Annotated in this window: 20 protein-coding genes; 1 reads left to right on the forward strand and 19 read right to left on the reverse strand. The window is 44.7% G+C overall.

Going from position 1 to position 22,120, the window contains the following annotated elements:
• Positions 1-20 precede the first annotated feature (20 nt).
• The 16 genes from EJP82_RS09345 to sucC all read right to left on the reverse strand — a co-directional run bounded on the left by EJP82_RS09345 (position 21) and on the right by sucC (position 17,004).
• The gene (locus EJP82_RS09345; protein WP_127191785.1) at positions 21-965 is read right to left on the reverse strand and encodes a MotE family protein; all 945 of its coding nucleotides are present in this window, start codon (positions 963-965) and stop codon (positions 21-23) included.
• A gap of 45 nt (positions 966-1,010) precedes the next feature.
• Positions 1,011-1,454: a flagellar export protein FliJ gene (gene fliJ / locus EJP82_RS09350; protein ID WP_127191786.1), complete on the reverse strand. Its 444-nt coding sequence runs from the start codon at positions 1,452-1,454 to the stop codon at positions 1,011-1,013.
• Positions 1,455-1,464: 10 nt separating this feature from the next.
• On the reverse strand, positions 1,465-2,784 hold the full coding sequence (gene fliI, locus EJP82_RS09355) for a flagellar protein export ATPase FliI (RefSeq protein ID WP_127191787.1): 1,320 nt from the start codon (positions 2,782-2,784) through the stop codon (positions 1,465-1,467).
• On the reverse strand, positions 2,771-3,622 hold the full coding sequence (locus EJP82_RS09360) for a FliH/SctL family protein (RefSeq protein WP_127191788.1): 852 nt from the start codon (positions 3,620-3,622) through the stop codon (positions 2,771-2,773). Before EJP82_RS09360 ends, fliI begins: the two co-directional genes overlap by 14 nt.
• Entirely contained in the window at positions 3,615-4,634 is a 1,020-nt protein-coding gene (gene fliG / locus EJP82_RS09365; RefSeq protein WP_127191789.1) for a flagellar motor switch protein FliG, read from the reverse strand. Before fliG ends, EJP82_RS09360 begins: the two co-directional genes overlap by 8 nt.
• Positions 4,635-4,645: 11 nt before the next feature.
• A complete protein-coding gene (fliF, locus tag EJP82_RS09370; RefSeq protein ID WP_127191790.1) occupies positions 4,646-6,235 on the reverse strand; it encodes a flagellar basal-body MS-ring/collar protein FliF in 1,590 nt (529 codons plus the stop codon).
• A gap of 32 nt (positions 6,236-6,267) precedes the next feature.
• On the reverse strand, positions 6,268-6,576 hold the full coding sequence (fliE, locus tag EJP82_RS09375; protein WP_127191791.1) for a flagellar hook-basal body complex protein FliE: 309 nt from the start codon (positions 6,574-6,576) through the stop codon (positions 6,268-6,270).
• A 30-nt stretch (positions 6,577-6,606) separates the two neighbouring features.
• A complete protein-coding gene (flgC, locus tag EJP82_RS09380) occupies positions 6,607-7,056 on the reverse strand; it encodes a flagellar basal body rod protein FlgC (protein ID WP_127191792.1) in 450 nt (149 codons plus the stop codon).
• A 29-nt stretch (positions 7,057-7,085) separates the two neighbouring features.
• Positions 7,086-7,493, reverse strand: a complete 408-nt coding sequence (gene flgB / locus EJP82_RS09385; RefSeq protein WP_127191793.1) for a flagellar basal body rod protein FlgB — start codon at positions 7,491-7,493, stop codon at positions 7,086-7,088.
• Between the two features lie 366 nt (positions 7,494-7,859).
• Positions 7,860-9,263, reverse strand: a complete 1,404-nt coding sequence (hslU, locus tag EJP82_RS09390; RefSeq protein ID WP_127191794.1) for an ATP-dependent protease ATPase subunit HslU — start codon at positions 9,261-9,263, stop codon at positions 7,860-7,862.
• Positions 9,264-9,480: 217 nt separating this feature from the next.
• Positions 9,481-10,023 (reverse strand): ATP-dependent protease subunit HslV, encoded by a 543-nt coding sequence (gene hslV, locus EJP82_RS09395; RefSeq protein WP_127191795.1) that lies wholly within the window; start codon positions 10,021-10,023, stop codon positions 9,481-9,483.
• Between the two features lie 62 nt (positions 10,024-10,085).
• Entirely contained in the window at positions 10,086-11,411 is a 1,326-nt protein-coding gene (trmFO, locus tag EJP82_RS09400; RefSeq protein ID WP_127191796.1) for a methylenetetrahydrofolate--tRNA-(uracil(54)-C(5))-methyltransferase (FADH(2)-oxidizing) TrmFO, read from the reverse strand.
• 26 nt (positions 11,412-11,437) lie between these two features.
• Positions 11,438-13,537: a type I DNA topoisomerase gene (topA, locus tag EJP82_RS09405; RefSeq protein ID WP_127191797.1), complete on the reverse strand. Its 2,100-nt coding sequence runs from the start codon at positions 13,535-13,537 to the stop codon at positions 11,438-11,440.
• A gap of 86 nt (positions 13,538-13,623) precedes the next feature.
• Positions 13,624-14,709 carry a DNA-processing protein DprA gene (gene dprA, locus EJP82_RS09410; protein WP_127191798.1) on the reverse strand — a complete coding sequence of 362 codons (1,086 nt, stop codon included), beginning with the start codon at positions 14,707-14,709 and terminating at the stop codon, positions 13,624-13,626.
• 152 nt (positions 14,710-14,861) lie between these two features.
• Positions 14,862-15,791 (reverse strand): succinate--CoA ligase subunit alpha, encoded by a 930-nt coding sequence (gene sucD / locus EJP82_RS09415; RefSeq protein ID WP_127191799.1) that lies wholly within the window; start codon positions 15,789-15,791, stop codon positions 14,862-14,864.
• Between the two features lie 46 nt (positions 15,792-15,837).
• Entirely contained in the window at positions 15,838-17,004 is a 1,167-nt protein-coding gene (gene sucC, locus EJP82_RS09420) for an ADP-forming succinate--CoA ligase subunit beta (RefSeq protein WP_127191800.1), read from the reverse strand.
• Positions 17,005-17,622: 618 nt separating this feature from the next.
• Here sucC and EJP82_RS09425 point away from each other — a divergent pair.
• Complete coding sequence (locus EJP82_RS09425; RefSeq protein ID WP_127191801.1) at positions 17,623-19,203, forward strand: YifB family Mg chelatase-like AAA ATPase; 1,581 nt, start codon at positions 17,623-17,625, stop codon at positions 19,201-19,203.
• A 152-nt stretch (positions 19,204-19,355) separates the two neighbouring features.
• On the opposite strand, the gene EJP82_RS09430 is transcribed toward EJP82_RS09425, so the two are convergent.
• Genes EJP82_RS09430 through EJP82_RS09440 form a run of 3 tightly spaced genes read right to left on the reverse strand, consistent with a single transcriptional unit; the run spans position 19,356 to position 22,079 of the window.
• The gene (locus tag EJP82_RS09430) at positions 19,356-19,748 is read right to left on the reverse strand and encodes a YraN family protein (RefSeq protein WP_246054025.1); all 393 of its coding nucleotides are present in this window, start codon (positions 19,746-19,748) and stop codon (positions 19,356-19,358) included.
• Positions 19,738-20,046: an EscU/YscU/HrcU family type III secretion system export apparatus switch protein gene (locus EJP82_RS09435; RefSeq protein WP_127191802.1), complete on the reverse strand. Its 309-nt coding sequence runs from the start codon at positions 20,044-20,046 to the stop codon at positions 19,738-19,740. The genes EJP82_RS09430 and EJP82_RS09435 overlap by 11 nt, the downstream gene beginning before the upstream one ends.
• Positions 20,043-22,079, reverse strand: coding sequence for a flagellar hook-length control protein FliK (locus EJP82_RS09440; protein ID WP_127191803.1), 2,037 nt, complete (start codon positions 22,077-22,079; stop codon positions 20,043-20,045). The genes EJP82_RS09435 and EJP82_RS09440 overlap by 4 nt, the downstream gene beginning before the upstream one ends.
• Positions 22,080-22,120 lie beyond the last annotated feature (41 nt).

Consider the following 22,120-nt stretch of genomic DNA (forward strand, 5'->3'; position numbering starts at 1 on the left):
TCACGTTGTTATCAGTCACTCTATTTACTAACAAGCTTGTTAAGTATTTTAGTTGTTTGAGCATCGTCTACCTTAGTCATGGCTACTAAAATATTTGAACGGGTCGTGTCATCGACCGAATTTAATATTTTTAGCGCTTTATCCGGACTAATCTTGTAAGTTTGTAGAATCAGTGTTGCGGCGGAATCCGCCGACATGCTAGCAAATGTCCCGCTTAACTGTTGATCACTGAGACCCGTGCTAACTTGTGTGCTCGCCGCATCCGTTTCAGCGTCCTTCTTCAACCTCGACTGTAATGCAGCAATAGCTAGATCTTCTGAAGGTTGGACATCTTTGAGTTTAATAGAAATATCAGCTGCTTTTTGAGCGTCCATCTTTTCAAGAATAGCTACCTTACTTTCGTTATTCATCATACTGAGCATTTGAAGTGTTTCATCGGTCGTCAATTTTTCTAAAATAGCGGCCGCTTTCTTGGGGCTCATTTGCGCGTATAACTGCGAAAGCTTCTTAACCTCTTTCTGATAAGCAACTTGTTCATCAGCTAGTTCTTGATTAGCAGTTACCTGCTGATCCGCTTCTAGCTCTGCTTGAAGATCCTTCAACTTACTCTCTTGCTCCACAACCTGAGCATTTGCTGCTTCCAGGTCGGCTTCTTGCTTAGTTACCTGTTCTTTTAGCTGTTTGATCGTAGCATCCGTACTCGCTTGCTGTTTCTTATTATCTTCCTCTTTGTCCTTCGTAGTATCCTTTTTATCCGTTATCGCAACTTCAGGGTCAGGTACGAAATTTTTGATAATAGGTATTGAGTTAGCAATTTCCTGTAATGTTGTACGGAAAGGCATATTAAACAACGTCAGTAGAACGCCAAGCAAAACAACGGTAAACAGTATCGGTGTCACAAAGAATAAAAATCTTGAAAAACCGCTTCCTGTTTCATAATCTTCTTCCAACTCTGTCTGTGCCATCCTATCCCCTCCTTCGCAAGCCCATTCTTATCGCCCGCTACAGCTTTAACGGGCTCTCATGGCAAACCGGACCGTAGCCATCTCGTCCAGTTCGTTTTGTTCCCGAAGAAGCATTTCGTGCTGAAATTTGTCTTGTTCCTTCTCTTTTGCCTTTAACCATACTTTCTCGTCTAGCATTTTACTGTTCAAGAAACTCTTTTTATTCTCAACATGGATCTCAGCACGTTTTACATCTCTTAATTTGCTCGTAATACATTGCTCAAGATAATCCACATACCGTTGTAGCTCTTGTAGCTTAATTACGGAGGCTTTGTTCTCCATCTCCGATTGAATCACGCTAAAAGTAGCTCTCTTGTCCTCGAACAACCTATCTAATGATCTTTGCTCCGATTGCAAATGACCCACGGCTGCAGAAAGCATCCACTCTGCCTGAGTCTTCTCATTCGATTTCAAATCTACTACTTTTTGATAAACATAACGGAACCTCATTCTTTAAGGGTCAGCTCCTCGCAAATTCAGAAATCAAACGTTCTTGTACTTCTGTTAACGTTACTTTCTCATTCACTTTCTGTTTCGAGAAATCCCAAATGCTATGTATATAACTGATCGCTTCATCGATCTCAGCATTGGATCCTTGTTGATACGCTCCAATGTTAATCAAGTCCTCCGAGTCCTTATACACCGCGAGTAAACGTTTCAAGTTATCCGCTGCATCACTTTGCTCTTCCGTTACGATATCTTTCATCACGCGGCTTATGCTTGCCAATATATCAATCGCCGGAAAATGTCCTTTGTTCGCTATATTTCGATTCAACACAATATGACCGTCTAGAATCCCCCGTACCGCATCGGCAATCGGTTCATTCATGTCGTCACCGTCGACAAGTACTGTGTAGAAAGCTGTAATCGAGCCCGTGGGCCCTGTCCCTGCTCGTTCCATTAACTTCGGTAATGCTGCGAACACCGAAGGGGTATAACCACGCATAGCAGGAGGTTCACCAACAGCTAGCCCCACTTCCCGTAGTGCCATTGCATATCTAGTGACGGAGTCCATCATCAGCATGACATTTAATCCTCTGTCACGGAAATACTCTGCGATACTAGTCGCAATTAGTGCTCCTTTTATCCGGATCAATGCTGGTTGATCCGAAGTTGCAACAATGACTACGGAACGCTCCAAACCTTCCGGTCCAAGATCGCGCTCAATGAAGTCAAGCACCTCACGACCACGTTCCCCAACCAACGCGATGACGTTCACATCCGCCGCAGTGTTACGAGCGATCATACCCATCAATGTACTCTTACCTACACCTGAACCAGCAAAGATTCCGACACGCTGTCCTTTACCAATCGTAAGTAGACCGTCTATGGCCCTAACTCCTATACTTATCGGCTCAGCCACACGCGGCCGATTCAACGGGTTCATCGGTTTGTTATAAGTAGAATAGTGATTCATACGCGATGGGATGATGGAACCATCTAGTGGTTGTCCAAGCCCATCGAGTACTTTACCTAGCAATTCCGACCCTACCTGAACGCTTAGAGGTTTACCTGTTCCAACCACATCACACCCTGGCCCAATCGCATGCAACTCTCCAAGGGGCATCAACAGCACTTTATTGTCACGGAATCCAACAACTTCGGCCTGAAGCGGCTGTGAAGATTTGCTAGGATAAATGTAACAAACATCACCTATACTAGCGTCCGGACCCTCTGACTCAACCATCAGCCCAATCACCTGCGTCACTTTCCCATTAATCCGTACAGGATCCAACTGCTTAAGGTGATCAATATATCGCTCCGGATCAATTCTCGTCATGTTGATGTCCTCGATCCTCAACCTGCAACGATATACGTAACAGTTCCTTTTTTATCTCCGACAATTGTGTATCCACTCTAGCATCCACACTACCAAACGATGATCGGATAACGCAGCCACGGTCCTTCACTGTAGGATCCGGTAAAATCTGCAATTCAGCCTGTGAGTCGATGGCTAAACTTAGTTCTTCTCTAGCCGCTTGAACAAAAGCAAAATGTGATGGTGAAACACAAAGCGTAAGAAGGCCCTGCTCACGTTTACGAGAAAGATTTCCCTTAATTAACTCCAGCGTGTACTCCGGTTCTAAATCCAGTTGCTTATCAATGATCTTCTCCGCAATAGCGCAGCTAAGCTCAACCAGAAAGGGCTCTGCTTCTTGAATGATTCGGCCTTTCTCGATATGCGCCTCTTCCAGCACAGCAGTCGCCTCGGCCATCATTACATTGATTTTGTCTTGTAACGTTTGTTCCGCCTGGACTTTGCCTTCTTCATACCCTTGACTGAAGCCTTCAGATTTGAGCGCTTCGATCAAATCTTCGTCCTGTACTCTTCGCTCTTGCCACCACGTCTCAATTTGTTCCTTAGCCTCAGCGAGCAAACGCTCGCTTTGTTCTGAAGCTTCTCTCACTTGACGTTCAGCAAAATCTTTGGCATCACTCAGCATTTGCCGTCTTGTTTCTTCAGCGGCCAAATCTTCGACCGTGACCGCAACCTCGGCAATGGCCATTGATTCATCATCTAATTTTTGTTCATCAGGGGACAGGTAAGTCTTGCCCAAATTGAGTTGTTTCAGAATGTCCACCGGAACGTACTGGGACACCTTGATCAAATTAGACAATGATGTCATCTCCTCCGCCGCGTGCAATTATGATCTCTCCAGCCTCTTCCAATCTGCGGATTGTTGCTACGATACGTGTCTGAGCTTCTTCCACATCACGAAGCCGCACAGGTCCCATATATTCCATTTCTTCTTTGAAGGTCTCCGCCATCCGTTTAGACATATTGCGGAAGACTGCTTCGCGAACTTCTTCACTAGCGACTTTAAGCGCAAGTTGCAAATCTGCATTCTCAATATCACGGATAATCCGTTGAATATATCGATTATCCAAGTTAACAATATCTTCAAAGACAAACATGCGTTTCTTGATTTCTTCAGCCAACTCAGGATCCTGAATTTCCAAGGAATCGAGAATCGTTCGTTCTGTGCCACGGTCGACGCCATTCAGAATTTGAACAATCGACTCGAGTCCGCCAGCACTTGTATAATCCTGAGTTACTGTAGCAGACAATTTCTGTTCCAGCACCCGCTCCACTTGAGAAATAACTTCTGGAGACGTACTGTCCATCATCGCTATTCTTCTCGCTACTTCAGCTTGTTTATCTTGAGGGAGCGAGGACAAAATAATAGCCGCTTGTTCAAATTGAAGGTAAGACAGGACAAGAGCGATCGTCTGAGCATTCTCGTTCTGTATAAAGTTGAGAATCTGGTTAGGATCCGCTTTACGTGCAAAATCGAAAGGTCTAACCTGTAACGTTGCAGTCAAGCGATTAATAATGTCGAATGCCTTGGATACACCAAGTGCTTTCTCCAAAATTTCTTTGGCATAGTTAATGCCGCCTTGCGTGATATATTCTTGAGCGAGACAAATCTGGTGAAACTCCGCCATGATCATCTCTTTCTCGCTAGCGTCCACTTTTCGAACATTGGCGATTTCCAACGTTAACTGTTCAATCTCCTCATCGCGTAGATGTTTGAAGATTTCTGCTGAGACCTCTGGACCTAGTGTAATTAACAAGATCGCGGCTTTCTGTTTTCCGCTTAAACCTTGAGACGTTGCTACTTTCGACATTGCTATCACCTCTATTCCTCAGACAACCAGGTACGAAGCAAGTTGACGAATTCATCAGGTTTCTTCTTCGCCAGCGTTTCCAGTTGTTTGCGCACTTGGTTTTCGTTTGTAACACTTTCGAAGTTAATGGAAGGAAACTCTGAAAGAAGTGGTTGTGCAATTGCTTCTTCTTCAAACTCTTCCTTGTTCTTCCGACGACGGAACACTAGCATTCCAATACCTGCTCCGGCAAGAAGTATAGCTGCGCCAACTCCCCATAACCATGGGTTAGACAAACTCAACACGCTTTTGTTCACGACATCACTATGAAAAGGTTGTGAGAAAACAGCAACTTTTTTAAGTAATTCAGCGTCTGTATATGTAGAACCTGAGTCAGCTAAGTATGAACCAACGATATTGCTAAGAATATTCTCAATTGCCGTTTGTGTAGTAGGATCTAAAGTTGCTTGTCCTAAAGGTGGTTCAACGGCCACATTAATGGTTAAATCTTTAATAACATATGGACTGGCCACAATATCTCTCGTAATTCGGTTAACCTCGTAATTAATTGTCGAGGACGATTTATCAGAAGTTGAACCGCCCTGTGTATCCGTTGTTGGATATCCCGGTACATCCTGGGTTCCAGTTCCCGGAACACCACCACTAGCATCACCTTCGCCAGTGTAACTTTCTTGAAGTTTCTGGGCACTAATTTCGATACCCTTCATATTCTCCAAGTCAACAGGAGTAACAAGATTATCTTTTTCACTGATTTGGTCGAAATTCAATTTCGATGCTACAAGCACCTCGATTTTATCTGGACCTGTCAGTTTGGATAGGAATTGTTTAACACTTTGTCGTACATCGCTCTCAAATTTTTTCTGCAGAGCCATATTCTCCTGTACTGCAGTTGTTAGCGAACCAGCTTGTCCGCCTCCTTGACCTGTTGGTAACAGAACAGTGTCATCACTAGCAGATATAGATATATTCTCTACAGGCAAGTTAGGAACAGATGTCTTCACCAGATTGAAGTAGCCATCAACTGCTTCCTGCGTGATTCGATAGCCTGGTTTGAACTTAATTACTATAGAGGCTGATGCTTTCTCCTGCTCTTCTACAGTTGCGAAAACGTTCTCTGAAGGAAGATTAATCAACACCTTCGCCTCGCTGACTCCCTGCATCCGTCCAAGTAACTGTTCGACTTCACCATTTAGAGCACTTTTGTATTTAACGTTGAACTCATTATCAGTTGTTCCAATCAATGATGAGCTTTCGTTAAATATTCCCCAACCGATCGAACCATTTTGAACGATCCCTTGAGATCCAACATCTACCTTAACACGAGCTGATTGTTTGCTCGGAACTGAAATACTTGTTCCATCAGGTCCTAATTTGTAAGGAACTCCACCAGTTTCGAGGTAGTTAATGATACCTGCAGCATCTGCAGAGTCCAAATTCGTAAAGGCTACTTCATACTCCGTCTTGGAGAATTGAACCGTCAGTAGGATTACTGCGATAAGTATAAATGCAAGCGATGATATCAAGAGCGTTCTCTGTTTTTTGCTAAAATTGTTCCAGTACCCGGTTATTCTCCCCAGATACTGGGTGATTCTCTCATTCACATTTTCACCTCATTCGAAGCTGCTATAGTCTATTAAATTTGCGTACGCATAATCTCTTGATAAGCTTCTATCACTTTATTTCGGACTTGCGTAGTAAGCTGCAAACTTAACAAGGCTTGCTCCGAAGCGATCATTACCTGTTCGATGTTGACTTGGCCTAGCTGAAATTGCCCATTTAATGCTTCTACATTTTTCTCTTGAGCGGCTACGCCATCTAGTGCATCGCTCAAATAAGAACTGAATCCCTTTATCGTCTCAGCTGGAGTTGGAGACGAAGATTTATTAAGTTGAGCAACTCCGTCTAGCGGCTTAATAGCATTAAAATTGATCGCTTGAATCAACAGACAACACCCCTATCAAAGTTATAGTATCTATTTCCCTATTTGTAATGCTTTTGTTATCATCGCTTTTGTGGCATTCAGTGCTGTCACGTTAGCATCATAAGAACGAGTTGCTGAAATCATATCTACCATTTCTTTTAACGTGTCGACATTAGGCATATAAACATAACCTTGGCTGTCTGCATCTGGATGAGTTGGATTATAAACCGGCTTGAATGCAGATGTATCATCTTCGATCGACGTTATCTTGACCCCTTGGCCAATTTGCCCTGAATTCATTGCAGCACCCAATGCACTGCTGAAGCTTTGTTGCTTAGGCTCCATAACTACTACCTTACGGCGATACGGTACCGCCTTGCCATCTACCACACTCGCTCTAGTTGTCTCCGCATTCGCGATGTTCGAGGAGATGACGTCCATTCTTAGACGTTGTGCAGTTAATGCAGAGGAACTGATATTGAAGCTATTACTAATATTCAATGCAATGATCTCCTCTCAATACAGTATTTTTACTTAGAAATTGCTGTTTGTTTCATCTTGATTTGATAATTAAGTAGTTCTATGTACGAGTTATATCGAAGCTGATTCTCAGCTAGCAAACTCATTTCACTATCAATGTCCACATTATTCAAGTTATTGTTCATCGATGTGGTCTCATCTGTGATCACCTGAGAATCAGGAATACTACTGTTTGAAGGCCCTATGACAAAATGCCTAGGATTTGTAGTTATACCACGTAGTGTTGGCATCTCGCTATTCATTTCATCTTGTAATAAACTCTCAAAAGATACGGATGAACGTTTAAAGTAGGGGGTATCCTCATTCGCAATGTTATTTGAAATAACACTCTGCCTAATATTAGCAGCGTCAATTGCGGCTTCAAGCCTTTGGAATCCCACACCACTCAGTATTTGCATTTACATCTCCCCCAATGTTTTCCCAAAATTGCCATCTCCACTTATTCAACAAAACAAGCCATAGTTCCTCTTTTATTCGACAAAAATTTCTTTTTTTTATTTCCACAAAGGTAAGTCTGTTGAAAAAAACACATTAATGTCGTATATCCTAAGTTTCTAGCAGATTCGACATTATTACAATAAGAAAAAAGCCCTATCTTTAAAAATCCTAATGAAATTCCATTCATTTTAAGTAAATATTTGGTTAAATTCTTTATAAAAAAATCAGATATTTTTAGGAAAGAAAATACAAAGGCCGTTAGACCAATTTCTATAGGTCTAACGGCCTTATTTTTTTGTACTGTGATTTTTCTAACAAGTCCCAATCTACAATATGAACTGGCTTAAGTCCCTGTCTTTAGCGATATCGCCTAACTTTTCACGCACATATTCCGGGGTGATAACCATGCTATCAAGCGTAAGCTCCGGCGCTTCAAATGATAAGTCCTCTAACAATTTTTCAAGGATTGTATGAAGTCTTCTCGCACCGATATTCTCCGTATTACTATTTACAGTGGCTGCAATTCCAGCGATCTCCCGTATTGCTTCCGTTGTGAATTGGATATCAATATTCTCGGTCCGCAGCAACTCAGTATATTGCTTAGTTAACGCATTCTTTGGCTCCGTAAGAATCGAAACAAAGTCATCTAGAGATAAGCTACTAAGTTCAACCCGAATCGGAAACCGCCCTTGGAGCTCCGGAATCAAATCGGAAGGCTTAGCAACATGGAAAGCACCTGCGGCGATAAACAAAATATAATCCGTCTTAACCGGTCCATATTTCGTCATCACGGTTGAGCCTTCAACAATAGGTAATATGTCGCGCTGTACCCCTTCACGTGATACATCCGGACCAGAACCTTGCCCCTTGCTGGCTACCTTATCTATTTCGTCGATAAAAATAATCCCCGACTGTTCAACACGCTTCACTGCTTCTTGAGTTAGATCTTCTTGATCAATCAATTTTGCAGCTTCTTCTTGAGTGAGCACTTTCCGTGCTTCTTTGACACTAAGCTTGCGCTTCTTAGTACGACGTGGAAGTAGGCTGCCGAACATTTCTTGCATGTTCATGCCGAGTTGATCGTTACCTTGACCAGCAAACATGTCCATCATACTAGGTGCATTATCCTCGACTTCGACTTCTATCACATCATCCTCAAGTTGACCAGATAGTAATTTAAACCGAACTTGACGACGACGTTCGGTCAAGCTACTATCTTCTTCAGCCTCGTCATGTGTTGGAGTCGTAGTATTTTGATTATTGCCAAACAACATCTCAAAGGGATTTCGCCCGCTCTTTGACTTGCTATCCGAAGGAACAAGAATATGCACCAATCTTTCATTAGCCAGTTCTTCCGCCTTATCTTTTACATTCTCCGTACGTTCCAACTTAACAGATCTGATAGCAGTTTCAATCAGATCACGTACCATGGATTCGACATCTCTCCCAACGTAACCGACTTCGGTAAACTTAGTAGCCTCCACCTTAATGAACGGGGCCCCAACAAGCTTGGCGAGTCGACGGGCAATTTCTGTTTTACCAACCCCAGTTGGACCAATCATCAATATGTTCTTCGGTACGATCTCATCTCGTACATCTTCGCTTAAGAGACTACGTCGATACCGATTACGTAGTGCAACAGCGACTGATTTCTTGGCCTGCTTCTGTCCTACAATGTACTTATCTAATTCAGCAACAATTTGTCTCGGTGTTAAATTTTCGTTTGTCATGAGACGTCCCTCCTGAAAGGTTTATTGATTGAGATAAATTCTTTACTCTCTTTCACGCAATTAGAAACGGCTTCGTTGTCTTTATAAGTACGAGCTCGAGAAAATTAAGTTGCAATTACTTTACAATCCCTCATTCAAAAAAAGTCCGGAAACCCGGACGGTCGATTGATAATCCCAGTCCACGCGAAAACAGTAATCGCTAGGTAGGAGCTTTATATCATAATTCTTCAACAATAATATTACTGTTAGTGTACACACAGAGCTCAGAGGCAACTTGTAGAGACTCACGGGCAATATCCTTAGCTTCTAGATGCACAGCATGACGTTTAAGAGCTCTAGCTGCTGAGAGGGCGAAATTCCCCCCTGAGCCTATTGCCAACAGATCATCATCAGGCTCAATGACCTCTCCTCCGCCGGAAATGAGCAACATACCAGAATGATCCATAACGATCAGTAGTGCTTCCAGCTTACGCAGTACCCGATCCTGTCTCCAATCTTTAGCAAGCTCCACTGCAGCTCTCTGCAGATTCCCATGATGCTCTTCTAGTTTCCCTTCAAACTTCTCAAACAACGTAATTGCATCACCCACTGAACCCGCAAAACCGGCAATAACTTGACCCCGGTATAATCTACGAACTTTCTTGGCTGTCTGCTTCATCACAACGCTTTCCCCAAAGGTAACCTGCCCATCACCGGCAATCGCACCTTTGCCGTTATGACGAACCGCACAAATTGTAGTGGCATGAAAAGTTGGAATCATAGAATATCGCTTCCTTCCATCTCTTGTATACTCTTAATCATATTCTATATTTAGAGAACCATTCAAATCAAATTGCTACGCGCGATAAAAGCAGACATACTATCCAACGCACGATGAGCAAGCGCTTCTTTCTTTTCTGCTTTCTTTCGGTAGCGAGTGTCTAGGTTAGGAAATAATCCAAAATTCGCATTCATTGGTTGAAAATTCTCAAAGTCGGCAGTAGTTATATATCTTGCCATACTTCCAAGCGTTGTATCCTCTGGGAAAACGATCCCTTCTTCTCCTAATGCAACCCGTGCTGCATTAATCCCTGCAACCAGACCAGAAGCCGCAGATTCTACATAGCCTTCAACACCGGTCATCTGACCGGCAAAAAACAGCTTAGGTTGACTCTTCAGCTGATAAGTCGGCATTAACAATTTCGGCGAATTAAGGAACGTGTTACGGTGCATGACACCATACCGTACAAATTCAGCTTTTTCCAATCCAGGAATCATGGAGAAGACGCGGCTCTGTTCCCCCCACTTGAGGTGAGTCTGGAATCCAACCAAATTATATAACGTTGCTGCCGCATTGTCTTGACGAAGCTGAACGACAGCATGCGGAATTTTCCCTGTGCGTGGATCAGGTAAGCCTACCGGTTTCATCGGACCAAACAGCGCCGTTTGTTTTCCTCTGCGCATCATGATCTCGATCGGCATGCAGCCTTCAAAATAAACTTCTTTCTCAAATTCTTTGAGTTGAGCTACCTCAGCAGTGATGAGTGCTTCATAAAAAGCATCGAATTCTTCCTCATTCATCGGGCAGTTGAGGTATGCCGCTTCTCCTTTATCATAACGAGAAGCAAGATATACTTTATCCATATCGATAGATTCTTTGTCCACAATCGGAGCAGCGGCATCATAGAAGTAGAAATAATCCTGACCTGTTAGCCGTTGAATCTGTTCTGATAATGCAGGAGAAGTTAATGGACCCGTAGCGATAATGACAATTCCATCCTGTGGGATTTCTCTGATCTCCTCTTTCACTACGGTAACCAGGGGATGCTCATGCAACATGCGGGTAATTTCACCTGAGAAGCCGTCGCGATCCACCGCAAGCGCACCACCTGCAGGTACGGCGTTGCGATCTGCCGCACCAAGCACGAGCGAATTCAGCATGCGCATTTCTTCTTTAAGTACACCAACTGCATTAGTTAAGCCATTCGCCCGCAGAGAGTTACTGCAGACGAGTTCAGCAAATTTATCGGTATGATGCGCTGGGGTTTTCACAACCGGACGCATTTCATATAATGTCACAGGAATCCCTCGGCTCACAAGTTGCCAGGTAGCTTCGCTCCCCGCCAGACCAGCACCGATAACGGTAACCTTATTTATTGAATCTGTCATAATGAATAACCCCCAGTTGTAGTTTTTTATTCGTCGGAGGCGTCGTCGTTCTCTTCAATAAGCTCCACATGATCGCAGGCCGTACATTGTAACTTAGCGCCCTTCTTATTCCGCTTCTCTATAAGCATTGATTCGCATTTTGGACATGGTTTCGTTGAAGGTCTATCCCAAGATACAAAGTCACATTCAGGATAACGGTCACAACCATAGAAGACTCTACCCTTCTTACTACGACGCTCTACCACATGCCCGTCACTACATTTAGGACAAGGTACCCCAATATCCTTAATGATCGGCTTGGTATTCCGACAGTCCGGAAACCCTGAACAAGCTAGAAACTTACCAAAGCGTCCTAGTTTATAAACGAGATGTCGTCCACATTTCTCACAAATCTCGTCTGAAACCTCGTCCTCAATTTCAATTTCCTTCATTTCTTCTTCCGCAACCTCAAGTCGCTTTTCAAACGTTTCGTAGAAATCACTCAGGACCTTTACCCAATCCTCAGAACCCTCTTCCACATGGTCGAGATTTCCTTCCATGTTAGCAGTGAACTCAGCATTGAGAATTTCTGGGAAGAATTGTTCCATTTGCTCAATGACTAATTCACCAAGCTCTGTTGGCATAAACTTCTTCTCTTCTATTGCTACGTAACCACGTTTCTGGATCGTCTCCAAAGTAGGGGCATACGTACTTGGTCGACCTATTCCAAGCTCCTCCAACGTCTTCACCAGACGAGCCTCCGTATATCTTGGTGGTGGTTGGGTGAAATGCTGCTTCGGATCGATAGCCTCAGTCTTGAGTTTATCTCCACTTTTTAGTGGTGGCAGGAATTTATCTTCATCCGTCGTTCCGTCGTCATTACCTTCTACGTAAACCTTCATAAACCCCGGAAAACGAATTTTGGAGCCAACCGCACGAAACGTCGTTTCTTCAGCTGCGATGTCAACGGATAAAGTATCAAGTATAGCTGAGGACATCTGACTAGCCATAAAACGTTCCCAGATGAGCTTGTATAAACGGAACTGGTCACGAGTAGTAACCGCCTTAACCGAATCAGGATCACGCAAAGCCGAAGTCGGACGTATAGCCTCATGCGCTTCCTGAGCATTAGCAGCTTTCTTAGAATATTGACGAGGTGTTTCTGGGGCATAGGTTTCACCGTATTTACCTACGATGAATTCCTTAGCTTCTTCTTGGGCAGAGACTGCAATCCGCGTCGAATCCGTACGCATATAAGTAATTAGACCGACCGTGCCTTCTTTACCAAGATCCACACCTTCATATAATTGCTGAGCAACGGACATCGTCTTAGCCGCACGGAAGTTTAGCTTGCGAGCTGCCTCTTGTTGCAGTGAACTCGTAGTAAACGGTGCTGCTGGATGCCGGAGACGTTCCTTTTCTTTCACATTCGTTACATTAAACTTAGCGCCCTCAATCGACTTCAGAATTTCGTTAACCTGAGCTTCGTTTGTGAGCTCCAACTTTTCACCCTTATAATGATGAAACTTAGCTTCGAAAATAGATTCCTTAATTTTGAGCTTAGCTGTTATACTCCAATACTCTTCTGGAACGAACTCTGAAATTTCATTCTCCCGATCAAGGATGATCTTAACTGCTACCGATTGCACGCGACCGGCAGATAGACCCTTCTTAACCTTCTTCCAGAGCAACGGACTAATTTTGTAACCAACAAGACGATCTAATATCCGTCTGGCTTGTTGAGCATTAACAAGATCCATGTTGATTTTACGTGGAGTCTTGAATGCATCCTTAACGGCTTCTTTGGTAATTTCATTAAACACAACACGGCATGTTTCTGTCTCATCCATATCAAGCGCATGAGCCAGATGCCAAGCAATTGCCTCACCTTCACGGTCCGGGTCAGCTGCTAGATATATTTTCTTAACCTTTTTACTAGCATCTTTTAATTCCTTTAATATAGAACCCTTCCCACGGATAGTAATATACTTTGGATTGAAGTCATTTTCCACCTCAACCCCAATTTGACTCTTGGGCAAATCGCGAACATGACCCATGGAGGCTTTCACGATGAATTTGCTTCCTAGGTATTTACCTATCGTTTTCGCCTTGGCAGGCGATTCTACGATGACGAGAGAATCCGCCACTGGTTCATCCTCCTCTCAAACATATCAGATGTATTTATCTAAATATCATATAACCAAATTATTACGCAACTCTCAGTTGGAATGAACTATATTAGTTTATAAACAGAACCGGGTAGTTGAACCACCGCTTTTTTCATGATTAAAGATAACAGAACTGAATGTAAAAGTCCAAAATCCCATGCCGATAAATTCATCAGCTCATCAAAATTACGGATTCCCTGCTCCAACATATGGTATATGCGCTGCTCCTGATCTGTCAACTTGCAATCTGCCATACCGTCACTCGTATCTTCTTTCCCCCCTGACCAAAGACCATATTCTTCTAAAATATCTCTTGGTTCCGTTACGATTTTGGCACCTTGCTTAAGTAATTCAAGACTTCCTCGGCTTTTTGGAGAAGTAATTGGCCCTGGAACAGCGAAAACATCACGGTTTGCCTCAAGCGCGCGATCAGCAGTAATTAGGGAACCACTCCGTGAATCGGCTTCAACAATGACAGTTCCGCGAGATATCCCGGCAATGATTCGGTTTCGTTGTGGGAATAAACCTGGATGGCTCGCAGTACCCATAGGATATTGAGATAGAATCAGTCCATTTTCTGCAATTCGTTGATATAAGGCTGTATGTTCAGATGGATAGGCAATGTCGATGGCTGTACCAAGTACAGCTATTGTGGATCCACCACAGTTCAGCGCGGCTTCATGACACACGCCATCAATTCCCCTAGCCATCCCACTCACAATGGTAACGCCATGAGCACAGAGCTCCGTAACAAGCATCTCACCAACCTTACGTCCATATGCGGTCGGAACACGAGTGCCTACCATCGCAATAGATAGCGTGGATAACAGTCTTATATTACCTTTAGCATACAGAATCCAGGGAGGTTGATCTGTTTCCTTCATTAGTATTGGGTATTCGTCATCAAAATAAGTAATCACTTGGATCCCCTTCTTACTCATCCTATCTAATCGCTCCTGAACCCAATGAGCAGTAAAACGTGTCGCCATCGTCTGTGCTAATTCCGCACTTAACCCCCTCTGCATCCAATCCTCAGGACTGAAATCAAAAGCATTCACCCAATCTTCATCCCTAGTTAATATATTTGAAATTTTCTTCCACCCTAAACCTGGACTATCATCTAAACCTGCTAATATCCATTTCTTCTCCACTTCGTCTTCCTCCATTCATTCACATGGTATATTGCACAATCAAAAATCCTATTTTGTGAAAAAAAATCCTTTAAAAAACAAAAAAAAGCAACCTTCTGGCCCGAATGGACCCAGAAGGTTGCTTACCTTTGCTTCATTATATCAGTCTTCTATTACTGTGTCGTGCACAAATTAAGGATTCCCCGCTCTTCAAGTACGCTAACTAGAGTAGAGCCCATCTCTGATGGTGTTGGAGCTACTCTAATTCCACATGATTCCAATTTATTGATTTTCTCTTCGGCAGTTCCTTTGCCCCCTGAGATGATAGCACCTGCATGCCCCATCCTTTTACCCGGAGGTGCGGTTACGCCACCAATAAATCCTACCACTGGTTTCGTCATGTTATCACGAATCCAATCAGCCGCCTCTTCTTCGGCGGTTCCCCCAATTTCTCCGATCATAATGACAGCCTTTGTTGCGTCATCTTCATTAAAACGACGTAGGATATCAATAAACTCCGAGCCTTTGACCGGATCACCACCGATACCAATCGCAGAGGACTGACCAATTCCGCGCGTAGTTAACTGATGAACCGCTTCATACGTTAGCGTTCCACTACGCGATACTACGCCTACATGACCTGGTAAATGAATGTAACCAGGCATGATCCCTATCTTGCATTCTCCTGGAGTGATAACGCCCGGACAGTTGGGTCCAATTAGAACCGTTTGCTTACCTTCCATATAACGCTTCACCCTAACCATATCTAACACCGGAATTCCTTCCGTGATACAAATGACAAGGTCGAACTCCGCTTCTACCGCTTCCAGTATTGAATCTGCAGCAAAGGCGGGAGGAACATAAATAACACTTGCGGTAGCTCCCGTCTTCTCTTTCGCTTCGCGCACGGTATTAAAAACAGGTAAACTAACTGTCTTGCCATTTTCTAGCGCAATATCGACTACAGTGCCACCTTTGCCCGGCGAAGTTCCGCCAACCATTTGTGTGCCGTAATCCAGGGCGCCCTTGGCGTGAAACAGAGCGGTTTTGCCTGTAATCCCCTGGGTGATGACTTTTGTATTTTTATCGACCAAAATACTCATGATAAGAGCCTCCACTTCATGGTTAAGGTGATTATATTATGACTGCCTAGACTGCCTCTACGAGAGATACGATCTTCTGGGCTCCATCAGCCATCGAATCTGCTGAAACAATAGCTAGACCTGAACCTGCTAGAATTCGCTTGCCGAATTCGACATTTGTACCTTCCAGCCTGACAACTAAAGGACGATCCAACCCAACTTGCTGAGCAGCTTCCACAATACCAGACGCAATCACGTCACATTTCATAATTCCTCCAAAAATGTTGACGAATATCCCTTTTACTTTAGCATCAGATAAGATGATCTTAAAAGCTTCTGTCACCTTCTCAGCCGTTGCACCGCCCCCTACATCTAGGAAGTTAGCCGGGTCGCCTCCATAGTATTTAATGATATCCATGGTAGCCATCGCTAGACCAGCCCCGTTAACCATGCATCCGATATTACCGTCCAAGGCGATATAGCTCAAATCGAACTTGGAAGCTTCAATCTCTTTCTCATCTTCTTCTTCTAAATCACGAAGCTCCAATATATCCTTATGACGGAACAAAGCATTGGAATCGAAATTCAGTTTTGCGTCCAGCGCCATAATGTCGCCGTCCCCTGTTACGACAAGTGGATTAATTTCAGCAATCGAACAATCCTTATCAACAAAAGCTTCGTATAATGCCAACATAAACTTTGCAGCTTTGTTCACAAGTTCATTCGGAATATGAATAGCGTAAGCTAATCTACGAGCCTGATAGGCCTGAAGACCTATAGCAGGATCAATCACTTCTTTAAATATTTTCTCAGGTGTAGCTGCGGCAACCTCTTCAATCTCCGTTCCGCCCTCTTCCGAAGCCATCAGAACAACACAGCCAGTTCCCCTATCTACTACAATACCTACATAGTACTCTTTCTTGATGTCACATCCCTGCTCAACGAGCAGACGTTTAACTTGTTTGCCTTCTGGGCCCGTCTGATGTGTCACGAGCACCTTGCCTAGGATTTCCTCGGCATAGCTGCGTACTTCATCCAGATTTTTAGCCACTTTGACGCCACCGGCTTTTCCCCGGCCCCCAGCGTGTATCTGTGCCTTAACTACCACTACCGGGCTTCCCAACGCTACCGCTGCTTCCACAGCTTCATCCACCGTAAATGCTACTTGTCCTTTTGGTACGGCAACTCCATACTGCTTCAGTACTTCTTTTCCTTGATATTCGTGGATATTCATGATTATAATCCTCCGATCAACAGGCGGTTTTAGGGATAAATGATGAAACTCAGATCATTGTATCATGTTTTTAAAACGCTTTCCTTAAAAAGTTCATGATTTATACACAACTTTTTTGTATCATTCTCATCTAATATTGAGATCAATTCCTAACATCAGATGAAACTATTCATTTGTAGTAACCTTAGCATATCTATCAGTTCTCCCTTTTAACTCCTGAAAATTTAAAATTCAACTCCAACTTCACCTTCATTTACATTCCTAGTTACTATATCTATTTGAGATGAATCGCTCATAAATTGTCTTATTATGACGAAATTAAATATTGTGAATTTTCCTCTTGCATTTTATTTCTACTTTAGAATTAACTCTGTTATTTTGGCTCAAAACCAAAAACAGCGGTTGGCAGACCCAAAAGCGAGAAGAAACGTTATGTTTTGGAGGATGTTACCTTCACTGTTAAAGGAGCAGCAACAATCATTCTACTCTTGACTTTTAAGAGACAAAAACCTAGAATACGGTCAAAGACAATACTCATGAGGAAGCACCTCTGTATCTCTCGTTCGGTGAGTTCTAAATCACTATGAGCAGAATCAGAAGAAGGGGTGTTTTTTTGTTATGTATGGAAGATTATACAGTGCGTGTTTATATGGTATTGATGGGGTAATGATTGAAGTTGAAGTAGACTTGTCGAGTGGCATTCCCCAGACGAGTATCGTAGGATTACCAGATTCAGCTGTGAGAGAAGCCGTGGATAGAGTGCGAGCAGCCGTCAAAAATTGTGGGTATACTTTTCCCTTGCAACGGGTCACGATCAACCTAGCACCTGCTGATCTCCGGAAAGAGGGCTCAGCCTTCGACTTGGCAATAGCACTTGGTATTCTTGCTACTAGTGATCAAGTCATTCTTCCGCCCAGCGAACGACTTCTTATTATTGGGGAACTATCTCTCGATGGAGCATTACGTCCAGTTCGTGGTGTATTGCCGATGGTAGATCATGCTTTTCGCCAGGGGATTAACTCTGTGCTCTTGCCAGCTGACAATGCAGAAGAGGCATTGCTCATTGAGGGTATGAAGGTCTATGGACTACGACATTTAAATGATCTTCCGCCTTTACTTACTAACCAAACAACTCAAAAGATGTCCCCGCTTGTTCTAGATTCACTAGCCCATCTTGAAATCAACAGGACAAAGCATCCTCGTCCTTTCACGTGTGTAGAGGAATCTATTGAGGATTACAGTGATGTCCTTGGACAGCGCCATGTCAAAAGGGCTCTAACCATCGCTGCAGCTGGCATGCATAACATCATGCTGATTGGTCCACCAGGCACTGGAAAAACGATGCTCATCCGTCGGCTACCTTCTATTCTCCCCCCGCTCTCGCAAGAGGAATCACTCGAGGTCACCAAGATTTATAGCTCCGCAGGGAAATTCAAAGGATCCGAGAGTGGATTGATCACACGTCGTCCTTTTCGCTCACCTCATCATACGATTTCTGCTGGCGGGTTGATTGGTGGTGGGGGTATTCCAAAGCCCGGTGAGGTTAGTCTTGCCCATCAAGGTGTGTTGTTCCTAGACGAGTTGCCTGAATTTTCGCGAAATGTTCTCGAAGTGTTGCGTCAGCCGCTAGAGGAGCATAAGGTTACGATCAGCCGTTCACGGGCATCTTTTACCTTTCCAGCCCATTTTTTACTTGCTTCTTCATTAAATCCGTGTCCGTGCGGATATTTGGGTTCAGAACCCCCGCTGCCTATGTGTACATGTAGCCCTTTTCGTATTGCTCAATACCGCGAACGCATCTCGGGTCCTCTATTAGATCGAATCGATATGCATGTAGAAGTTCCTCGCCCTGCCGATTGGCAGAACGATAGCAACCCGCTTACCAGTGCTGAAATGAGAAGCGAAGTATATGCAGCCGGAGAAATTCAATTGCAGCGATACAAAGGCCAGCCCTTCTCGCATAACAGCGAGTTATCTGGAAGCATACTCCGTAAATTTGCCAATCTGAGCCGGGAAGCAGAATTACTATTGAAGTCGTCTTTTGAGGCGCTGGGACTCAGCATGCGAGCTTACGACCGAATCATCAAATTATCCCGAACGATTGCTGACCTTGAAGGGAAGGACTTCATTGCAACGAATCATATAGCTGAGGCGATCCAATATCGTCAGCTTGATCGACGAAACAGGGATTTGGTGTAAGTGTAGGGGCAGGGGCAAGTTCATTTCATAAACATAGGCGGGTTTAATTCGGACCAAAAACATATTCAGCGCTGTATGGAAACAGTAGATGGTATAATCGAAGTATAATTTAATCATCGTATATTGACTATTTACTATTAATAAAGGTCCGACTAAAATGCTGCAATAATATGTTCTAAGGTTAAGCTGTCATCTCGTTCAAAAGTAATAGCCATTACGTCAAAACGTATGTTAGCGTTACTTTTCCGAACACTATGTAAATACACGGCCGTGGTATCACGGACCTGCTTCATTTTACGAACCGTTATGGATTCAGACGGCGTGCCAAAAGACGACGCATAACTACTGCGGCTACGAACTTCCACAATAACTAATACGTCATCTTGTAGGGCGATTAGATCAATCTCACCAGAACGGCAACGCCAGTTTCTCTCAACGATCTCATATCCTTGAGCAATTAAGTAATCCGCCGCTGCTTGCTCGGCTAATTGCCCTCTGGCTTTGCGTCCATCTGGTATTGATGCATGCTTAAATTCATCCCTCACGAGACGCCCTTCTTTCCGCAAATTTGTCGGAACGATAGATGAAACTGAGGATTTCAGCTACCAAAGAATACAACTCAGGTGGAATTTGTTGATCCAAATCGAGCTTAGAGAGCACTTCAACTAGAGCGGGATCCTCTTGTACTGGAATCCCATGCTCCTTTGCCTTCTCCATGATCCTCTCCGCTAAAAGCCCACGACCCTTAGCGATAACAACAGGAGCTTCACTCTTCGAGGGCTCATATCTCAAAGCCACAGCTCTTTTGAAAGCGAGGGAACGTTCTTCCTTGTGCTCGCTCATACCCGGTAGTCCACCCCTTTATAAGGAGTCGGTGTATAAGAAACCGACAAACCTAATTCGCTTCCTACACTTTCTTCACTATCAGGCTGAATTAACGGTTCTGCTTTCATCGAAAGCAAACGATAGCCCGTGGCTTCAAGTGCACCCTCAATTTCGTCTTGTCTTGATTCAAGAAAGGCGCCGGTAGCTTCATGTTCACTGTATATTTTCAATAGAACCTTCTTATCAGCCACTTGTACATCGACCATAATTTGTCCCAATGCTTTCATTTGAAGGTCAAACCACAGCCGACAATTAGCAGGATCCATTTCCCCTTTATGGCCACGTCTCGATTCAATATGAACGGAAGCGGTTTGTTGTCCATCCGGTCCAAAAAAGGGCAGGAACATGGTCACTTGAGCAAAGGGCGAGGTTCGATCTGTATTAAGAAGTAATTGCTGTCCAGTCAACTGATGAATCAATTGACGTGCTGCTTCTTGCAAGGGAGCTGGTATATCATCCGCTGCAGCAATCTGCAGCAGGAGTCCCTTCAGAGTCTCTTTGGCTGCACCTGTGCTTGCCACGACATCCGGCGCATTATCTAGTAGCGCCGGATTCAAAGCCGCTGTAGTGGCTGCGGCTTTGTCTGCACCGCCAAGCGGGAGCGTGGCGGCTGGCGTGTTTGGTGCCGCCACGCCATCGTCTGTGGCGGCGGCAGTGGCCCCGCCGGGCGCATTCGCGCCCCCGGCGGTGGCTTGAGGCGCCGCGCCTGCGGCAAGCGGCGCTGACCCCGTCGCCGGCGGCGCGCTAGGCGCAGCCGCGCGCAGCGACTGCTGCTCGTGCTCCGCACCGAGCAGCTTCAGCACGCGTCCCACCCACGGCTCCGCCTCCGTGCTGGGACGCGCGCTTGGTGAAGCGGCCAACTGGCCCGCTTCACCTGGCGCCGCAGGCGCTGGTGCTGCCGCTGCTGCGCTGGCAGCGGCCTGGCCGCTTCCCGCCGGGGAATTCCCGGCGGCAGCACTACCTGCCGGACCCGTTGCTTGCGGGTCCCCCCCAGCTCTTGTCATTCCAGCCTGCGGGTTTGTCATGTCTGCCTGCGAGTTCGCCCCCGGCTTTGCTATTCCCGCTCCCGTTAGATCCGCACCAGATCTAGCTAAAGCTTCCTGTGGAACAGCCGCACGTAATTCAAGCAATACATTCTGTAATTTCACTAATAAACTTTCAGCGCTCTTCTCCCCACCTAACGCACCTTGAAGAAGCAATGCATTTGCGCCAGCTGTTGATGAAGCATTCATTGAAGCACCATTAGCACCTGTAGCTGTCGCCGCTTTAGCCGAGGACGCTTCAGCTGAAATATTATTCTGTGTGAGCAGATTATCCCCATTCGGAGCTGTCAATGTATTCCCTACAGCTCCACGCCCTCCTGCTACATCTGCTTTTGCACCATTAGTTACATCCTGACGTAATAAATTAGCTATCCCTTCTTCAAGGGAAGATAACAACTCATGAAGTGGTGGTCCAAATACTGCCTGATGCAATCCTGCCACGGTCTCACCCGTTATAGGTAATCCTCTGCCATTAGCAATGCCTGCAGCTTGAATCCATTCCGAAAGTGGAACCTCCACCGGCTTGTGTACTAACGTCTGTAGAACTTGCGAGACACTCTCCTTCGTTAACGGTAACCCGTTAGCCTGCATCTGACTTATCATTTCCCGGTTAGAAGCGGTATTCTCCAGACCCAGCGTCTTCAGAACCTCACCTAAAGAAGTCGCCGACATTTGCGTCCCAGGAAGTGACCCCATCGGTTTCAGTACCGTCAATCCTTCTTCACTTGGTTGTTGTACTTGAAGTAGCGTCGTCTGTCCAGGTTGCAACGGGGTTTCCAATGTTGCGTGAAGCTTCACACCCTGAACTTGAATAACCGCCTCCTGGCCGTCGTCAGAAACACTTAGCACGGTACCCCTAACGACTTGACCTGTCTTTAATTCCAAAGTCTTTGGTGTCCCTGCCTTGGTATCTCCCACCAGGCTACGGACCAGTGGTCCAATATTCATCAACTCACCCCTCACAGACAGATTTATATGAAAACCCGCCT

Origin of the sequence: Paenibacillus anaericanus (genome assembly GCF_003994475.1) — a bacterium.
Lineage (GTDB): Bacteria > Bacillota > Bacilli > Paenibacillales > Paenibacillaceae > Fontibacillus > Fontibacillus anaericanus.